The organism is Pedobacter jeongneungensis, from assembly GCF_000633455.1.
In the GTDB taxonomy this organism is placed as follows: domain Bacteria; phylum Bacteroidota; class Bacteroidia; order Sphingobacteriales; family Sphingobacteriaceae; genus Pedobacter; species Pedobacter jeongneungensis_A.
Genome location: NZ_AYMG01000001.1, coordinates 605,903 through 612,659 on the forward strand (window position 1 = coordinate 605,903; position 6,757 = coordinate 612,659).

Genomic DNA, 6,757 nt, shown 5'->3' on the forward strand with positions numbered 1-6,757 from the left:
CGGCATGCAATCACTCATTCTATACTATGGAAAAAACAATACAAAAAGACGAAATTAAGGATGTAGAATACCGGTTGAAATCTATTTTTGGTGGTTCCGTAGGCAATCTTGTTGAATGGTACGATTGGTATACCTATTCTGCTTTTGCGCTTTATTTTTCTCCTGCTTTTTTTCCAAACAGTAATCCAACCGCACAGTTATTGGATACCGCAGGCATTTTTGCCGTAGGGTTTTTAATGCGTCCTATTGGTGGCTGGCTATTTGGCAGTATCGCCGATAAATTGGGCAGGAAACGCTCGATGACACTCTCCGTACTCATCATGGCCGTTGGATCATTGATTATTGGCTTAACGCCGGGTTATAAACAAATTGGAATTGCTGCTCCGCTATTGTTAATTTTTGCAAGATTGATTCAGGGATTAAGTACCGGTGGCGAATATGGAACCTCTGCCACTTACCTCAGCGAAATGGCCACCAAAAAACACCGGGGTTTTTATTCAAGTTTTCAGTATGTAACCCTAATCGGCGGGCAATTACTGGCTTTAGGCATCCAGTTGATTTTACAGAATTGGTTGCTTACTCCCGCAGAACTACACGATTGGGGTTGGCGGATTCCCTTTTTTATTGGTGCTGTCCTCTCTTTTATTGCTTTGTATCTGCGTAGACATATCGATGAAACGGCAGCCTTTAAAAGTAAAAATGCGGATGACAAAAAAGGAGGTATCGCTGTCTTATTAAAATATCCAAAAGAAGTTTTTACGGTTGTAGGTTTAACCTTAGGAGGAACCATTGCCTTTTATACATTTAGCACCTACATGCAAAAATTTCTGGTCAATACTGTTCACCTCAGCAAAGAAACCTCTACAACATTATCATTCATCTCTTTGCTGGTTTTTGCCATTATGCAACCATTATTTGGCTTGTTATCTGATAAAATCGGGCGAAAACCCTTGTTAATCGGTTTTGGGGTATTGGGTACCCTATGTACTTATCCAATTTTAACAGGTTTAGCCAGCGAAACCAATACTACAATTATATTTTTATTGATGATCGGTGCTTTGATTATTGTAAGTGGCTACACAAGCATCAACGCGGTGGTAAAGGCAGAACTTTTTCCCGCAGAAATCAGGGCCTTGGGTGTTGGTTTGCCTTATGCCTTAACTGTTGCCATTTTCGGTGGAACGGCAGAATATTTAGCGCTGTGGTTTAAAAATATAGGGCACGAAAGTTACTTTTACTGGTACGTAACCGGCTGTATTTTGATCTCACTGGTTTTGTACACCACCATGAAAGATACCAAACACCACTCGAAGATAGAGGATTAGATTTTTTGAAGCATGATTCGGTCGTGACGTCATTCCCAACTTGATTGGGAATCGTAAAGGATGTCAAATAGTCAAATAGTCCTCGTTTGTGACGAGGATTATCGAAATCTGCATTTGTAATGCAAATAAGCAAACTAAATGGCGATAAAATCGCCATTCTCTACCATCCTCGTTACAAACGAGGACGATTAATCTCTGTGTCAATCAGTGCCTCCGTGGCAAATCTATCTTCAGTGGCAAAAAAGCTGCTTGTTTACAAATAATTACTCACCTCAATTAAATTCATATCCGGATCGCGTAAATAGATAGAAATAATCTTACCATTTGCTCCCGTCCGTTCTACAGGTCCTTCTTCAATTTCAATACATTTTTCTTTAAGTTCCTGCATCACCTCGCGCAGCGGAAAATCAGTGATAAAACATAAATCGGCCGTACCAGGCATCGGTTTAAATGCTTTCGGTTCAAATTCTGATCCATATTGGTGAAGATTGATTTTTTGATTACCAAACTTTAGCGCCTTTCGGTTTTCGCCAAACTCAATAATTTCCATTCCCAGGGCAAGACTGTAAAACCTGCAGGTACTTTCTAAATTGGCAACCGTTAATACAAGGTGATCTAAATTTTTGATGTCCATAATAATAAATTAGAACTAAAGCATTCGTCCTTTTGTTTTAACTAAAGGATTTTATAATCCTGACATTTGGTTAGCAGATTATCGACTAACAAAATAATCAATTTTTATATATTTACCATTATGCAAAACCTGCCTCCTTTAGCCGAACGTATGCGCCCTCAAAATCTCGATGAATATGTTGGGCAAAAACATCTAGTAGGAGTGGGAGCGGTGTTGCGCAAAGCAATTGAAAGCAGTCAGCTGCCATCCATGATTTTCTGGGGCCCTCCGGGAGTAGGAAAAACCACATTAGCCTATATTATTTCGCAGGCATTAGACCGCCCGTTTTTCAATTTAAGTGCCATTAACAGTGGGGTGAAAGATATCCGTGAGGTAATCGATCGGGCTGCACAGTTAAAAGACAGCTTTTTGGGTTTGCCCATTTTGTTTATTGATGAGATCCATCGTTTTAGTAAATCGCAACAGGATAGTTTGTTGGGAGCGGTAGAAAGAGGCCTGGTTACCCTAATCGGTGCCACGACCGAAAATCCGTCGTTTGAAGTTATTTCAGCTTTGCTTTCCCGTTGCCAGGTTTATATATTAAAATCCCTGACGGAAGAAGAGCTGGCTGGTTTGTTGCAAACGGCCATTAAAAAAGATCCCATTCTTGCTGAGAAGAAAATTTCGATAAAAGAACACGAAGCCTTAATCCGTTTATCTGGTGGCGATGCCCGGAAGCTTCTAAACGTACTCGAAATTGCCATTAATGGCATTGGTGGAAATAAAATCATTCTCACAAACGAGAATGTGCTGGCACATGCACAGCAGAACCTCGCACTGTATGATAAAGCCGGAGAACAGCATTACGATATCATTTCAGCCTTTATTAAATCGATCCGTGGGAGCGATCCAAACGCAGCCGTTTATTGGTTGGCAAGGATGATAGAAGGTGGCGAAGATCCCTTATTTATCGCCCGCAGGTTATTGATTTTATCTTCAGAAGACATCGGCAATGCCAACCCAAATGCACTTTTATTGGCTAATAACTGCTTTACGGCCGTAAATGTAATCGGTTACCCCGAAGCCCGGATTATTCTGTCACAATGTGTAACCTATCTGGCCAGTTCGCCAAAAAGCAATGCCTCTTACGAGGCCATTAACAAGGCACAAGCATTGGTTAAACAAACCGGGAATTTACCTGTACCCTTACATATTCGCAATGCACCCACTAAACTGATGAAAAATATCGGTTATGGCAAAGATTACCAGTATTCGCATGGATATGAAGGTAATTTTTCGCCCCAGGAGTATTTTCCGGATGAATTAAGCGGTACAAAACTCTACGATCCGGGTAAAAATGCGGCAGAAGAGAAACTGCGCGAAAAGCTAAGGCAAAACTGGAAAGACAAATACAAATATTAGTGTAACATTTTCTTCCAAATGCATACTAATAGGTATATTGACTAAAAATCAAACACCTAAACTAAATATGCTGAGTACTTTTTTAAGCCATCAAAGAAAATCTTTTTGGCGTTCGCGGAACAGGGGCAGTAGCATTGCTGGCCAGATTGTTTTGGGTTTCTTCATGCTTTACTTCTTTGCCATTGCCGTAGGAGTAGGTTTTGGAATGTCGCATTTTCTGCCAAAAATTTTCCCAAACAAAGAGGTAATTTCCAGTTTTAACGGTATTATCCTTTATTATTTCGCATTCGATTTTATCATGCGTTTACAGTTTCAGGAATTGCCAACTTTAAGTATTATTCCCTATCTGCATTTAAGAATTTCGAGAAGCAAAATCATCAGTTTTTTAAACGTTAAAGCATTGTTTTCTGCATTTAACCTGTGGCCGTTTTTTATTTTTCTTCCTTTCTTATTTATTAAAATTTTACCTGAATACGGAGGTTTGGTTACGCTAATGTATATCATTTCGATATTTTCAGTAATGATTTTCAATAATTACCTGGTGCTGTATATTAAGCGGAAATCGATCACCAATACACTCTATACCTTTTTCGGTCTGGTGGTTATTGCTGCTTTTGCTGCTTTAGAATATTATAAGATAATTTCCATTATGGCTGCCTCTGATTTTGTATTCAGGGCCATCGCCGTACATCCTTTATATGGCTTTGCGTTTACTTTGGCCGCTATAGCTATATTTTACCTTAACGCTGGTTTCTTGCGTAAAAACTTATATGTAGAAGAGTTAAGTACCAAACAGGAGAAAAAAGGCAGTACCGATTATGCTTTCCTTAACCGCTTTGGTAAAGTTGGCGAGTTGGCTGCTTTAGAGCTGAAATTAATTCTCCGTCATAAACGGCCACGTTCTGCGGTCATCCTGGGTTTCTTTTTCCTTTTTTATGGATTTATTTTTTACAAGGAAAAAGCAATCAATAGCGATGCTTTCGGGCAGATGATGTTTGGTGCTATATTTATGACCGGTGTTTCCATCATTATTTATGGTCAGTTTATGTTTGCCTGGCAAAGTGCCCATTTCGATGGCATATTGGCTAATAAAATTAATTTTAAAGATTACATCAAAGCTAAATTTTTGCTTTTTACCATTGGTTGTACCATTATTACTGTATTGGCTAGTTTTTATGGGTTTTTAAGCCCTAAATTATTGCTCCTGCACTTAGCCGCTTATTTATATAATATTGGTTTCGGTACCGTGGTGGTGCTTTACCTGGCTACTTTAAATTATAAAAGATTGGATATTACCAAAGCAGCAAGCTTTAACTATCAAGGAACCGGTGCAACCCAATGGCTTTTAATGTTCCCTTACGCACTTACACCCATATTAATGTATGTTCCCTTTGGCATATTACATAAACCTTATTGGGGCTTGGCTGTAGTAGGAATATTTGGGTTAGCCATGCTGCTGTTAAGGGGCTTCTGGGTAAACTACATTGCAAAACGACTTGAAAAACAACGATATAAAATAGCCGAAGGCTTTAGAGAATAATTATGATTTTAGAAGTTAAGAAATTACAAAAAGTTTACGGCGATAAAACCGTTGTAAACATCGAAGATCTACAGATTGCTGCCGGAGAAACCGTAGGTTTAGTAGGAAATAACGGTGCCGGTAAAACCACTTTCTTCCGTATGCTTTTAGATTTGATCCGCCCAACCACGGGCGAGGTTTTATCGAAAGGCCAAAATGTAATGCAGAACGATACCTGGAAAGATTATACCGCATCGTTTTTGGATGAAGGCTTCCTGATCGATTATTTAACGCCTGAAGAATATTTCATTTTTATCGGCAGTTTACATAACCTCAGTGTAGCCGATGTTTCTGTATACCTGAATCAATACGGGGAATTTTTTAATGGCGAAATCCTGAACAGTGGCAAATATATCCGCGATTTTAGTAAAGGAAACCAGGTTAAAGTGGGCATTGCAGCTGCTTTGATGCAGAAACCCGAAATTTTAATTTTGGACGAACCTTTTGCCAACCTCGATCCAACTACCCAGATCCGTTTAAAGAAATTGTTAAAAGATCAGGCAGGTAACATGACAACTTTTATTTCCAGTCACGATTTAAACCATGTTACCGATGTTTGCAGCCGGATTGTGCTGGTAGAAAAAGGACAAGTCATCAAAGATTTTAAAACAGATGAAAATACTTTGAAAGAGCTGGAGAGTTACTTCTCTGCCTAGTTTTTGTACTAAGAATGATACAATATATAAGGGTTCGGATTTATCTGAGCCCTTTTTTTGTATACAAGATTGCTGTTTGTAGCTAAAATTGGTCAAAATGGACCGAAAATGCAATAGCATTAGTTTTTGGCATTGTGTTTGAATATGTCGGGTAGAAATTATAAATCTAGCATATCATGAGTATTTCAAAAGTAAGAATAGCGACATTAAGTATAGGGTTAGCCGTAGGATCAATGGCATTCCAAAGTTGTGATAGTTTAACTAAAACACAAAAAGGTGCTGGTATCGGTGCAGCAGCCGGTGGTGTAATTGGTGCACTAATTGGTAAAAAAGCGGGTAATACAGCAGTTGGCGCTTTAATTGGTGGTGCTATTGGTGGTACAGCAGGCGCTTTTATCGGTCGTAGAATGGACAGGCAGGCAGCTGAAATCCAAAAAGCTATTCCTAATGCAGAAGTTATACGTGAAGGCGAAGGTATTATTGTAAAATTTGATAGTGGTATTTTATTCGATTTCGATAAAACCGCTTTGAAAGATGCAGCTAAAACAAATGTACAGAGTTTGGCTTCTTCATTAAATCAATATCCTGATACAGATATCAAAATTATTGGTCACACCGATAGCCGTGGTACCGAACAGTATAACATGGGCCTATCAGAAAGAAGAGCAGCTGCTGTTAAAGCTTATGCCGTTTCTCAAGGTGTACCAGCATCCAGATTAGTTACCATTGGTAAAGGTTTTGCTGAGCCAATTGCAGATAACGAAACTGATGCAGGCCGTGCAGCCAACCGTCGTGTAGAAATTGTAATTGTTGCTAACGATGCATTAAAAGCTTCAGCACAAAAACAAGGATAATATCGCAAATTCCCTCTACCTATGAGGTCATTATATATGCAGCCCCGGTGTACATCCACCGGGGTTTTTTGTTTTTGAGCGTTCGGTTGTGGTGTCTGATATTACCATCTGACACATAATGAGTTAATTAATTTTTTTTTGAAAAGCAGGTTCCTGTACTAATCGGTTCCGAAAGCCCTGCTCATATCTTTATATTTATAATATAACAATCAGAAAAAGGGAGGCAAGTTGAGGTCCTGCTAGACACGAAATATTAAAGATGTCGACGTGATAGGATTATCCTCCCTTTTTTTACTTCTTAAAGTCAG

At 39.1% G+C, this 6,757-nt stretch carries 6 protein-coding genes; 5 read left to right on the plus strand and 1 reads right to left on the minus strand.

The genetic code is table 11. The annotated features are described in order from the left end of the window. Positions 1 to 26: 26 nt before the first annotated feature. Complete coding sequence (locus tag U859_RS0102690) at positions 27 to 1,325, plus strand: MFS transporter (RefSeq protein ID WP_025141901.1); 1,299 nt, start codon at positions 27 to 29, stop codon at positions 1,323 to 1,325. Between the two features lie 253 nt (positions 1,326 to 1,578). Here U859_RS0102690 and U859_RS0102695 read toward each other — a convergent pair whose 3' ends face one another. After that, on the minus strand, positions 1,579 to 1,959 hold the full coding sequence (locus U859_RS0102695; RefSeq protein ID WP_025141902.1) for a VOC family protein: 381 nt from the start codon (positions 1,957 to 1,959) through the stop codon (positions 1,579 to 1,581). 120 nt (positions 1,960 to 2,079) lie between these two features. Between U859_RS0102695 and U859_RS0102700 the strand changes: the two genes are divergently transcribed. The 4 genes from U859_RS0102700 to U859_RS0102715 all read left to right on the plus strand — a co-directional run bounded on the left by U859_RS0102700 (position 2,080) and on the right by U859_RS0102715 (position 6,449). After that, positions 2,080 to 3,360, plus strand: coding sequence for a replication-associated recombination protein A (locus tag U859_RS0102700; protein ID WP_025141903.1), 1,281 nt, complete (start codon positions 2,080 to 2,082; stop codon positions 3,358 to 3,360). Positions 3,361 to 3,427: 67 nt separating this feature from the next. Next, complete coding sequence (locus tag U859_RS0102705; RefSeq protein ID WP_025141904.1) at positions 3,428 to 4,900, plus strand: DUF5687 family protein; 1,473 nt, start codon at positions 3,428 to 3,430, stop codon at positions 4,898 to 4,900. A 2-nt stretch (positions 4,901 to 4,902) separates the two neighbouring features. Beyond that, entirely contained in the window at positions 4,903 to 5,595 is a 693-nt protein-coding gene (locus tag U859_RS0102710) for an ABC transporter ATP-binding protein (protein WP_025141905.1), read from the plus strand. A gap of 176 nt (positions 5,596 to 5,771) precedes the next feature. After that, complete coding sequence (locus tag U859_RS0102715; protein ID WP_025141906.1) at positions 5,772 to 6,449, plus strand: OmpA family protein; 678 nt, start codon at positions 5,772 to 5,774, stop codon at positions 6,447 to 6,449. Positions 6,450 to 6,757: the final 308 nt, after the last annotated feature.

Coding starts and splice junctions, on each gene's coding strand:
- U859_RS0102690 (WP_025141901.1), top strand. CDS start 27: ATGGAAAAAACAATACAAAAAGACGAAATTAAGGATGTAGAATACCGG.
- U859_RS0102695 (WP_025141902.1), bottom strand. CDS start 1,959: ATGGACATCAAAAATTTAGATCACCTTGTATTAACGGTTGCCAATTTA.
- U859_RS0102700 (WP_025141903.1), top strand. CDS start 2,080: ATGCAAAACCTGCCTCCTTTAGCCGAACGTATGCGCCCTCAAAATCTC.
- U859_RS0102705 (WP_025141904.1), top strand. CDS start 3,428: ATGCTGAGTACTTTTTTAAGCCATCAAAGAAAATCTTTTTGGCGTTCG.
- U859_RS0102710 (WP_025141905.1), top strand. CDS start 4,903: ATGATTTTAGAAGTTAAGAAATTACAAAAAGTTTACGGCGATAAAACC.
- U859_RS0102715 (WP_025141906.1), top strand. CDS start 5,772: ATGAGTATTTCAAAAGTAAGAATAGCGACATTAAGTATAGGGTTAGCC.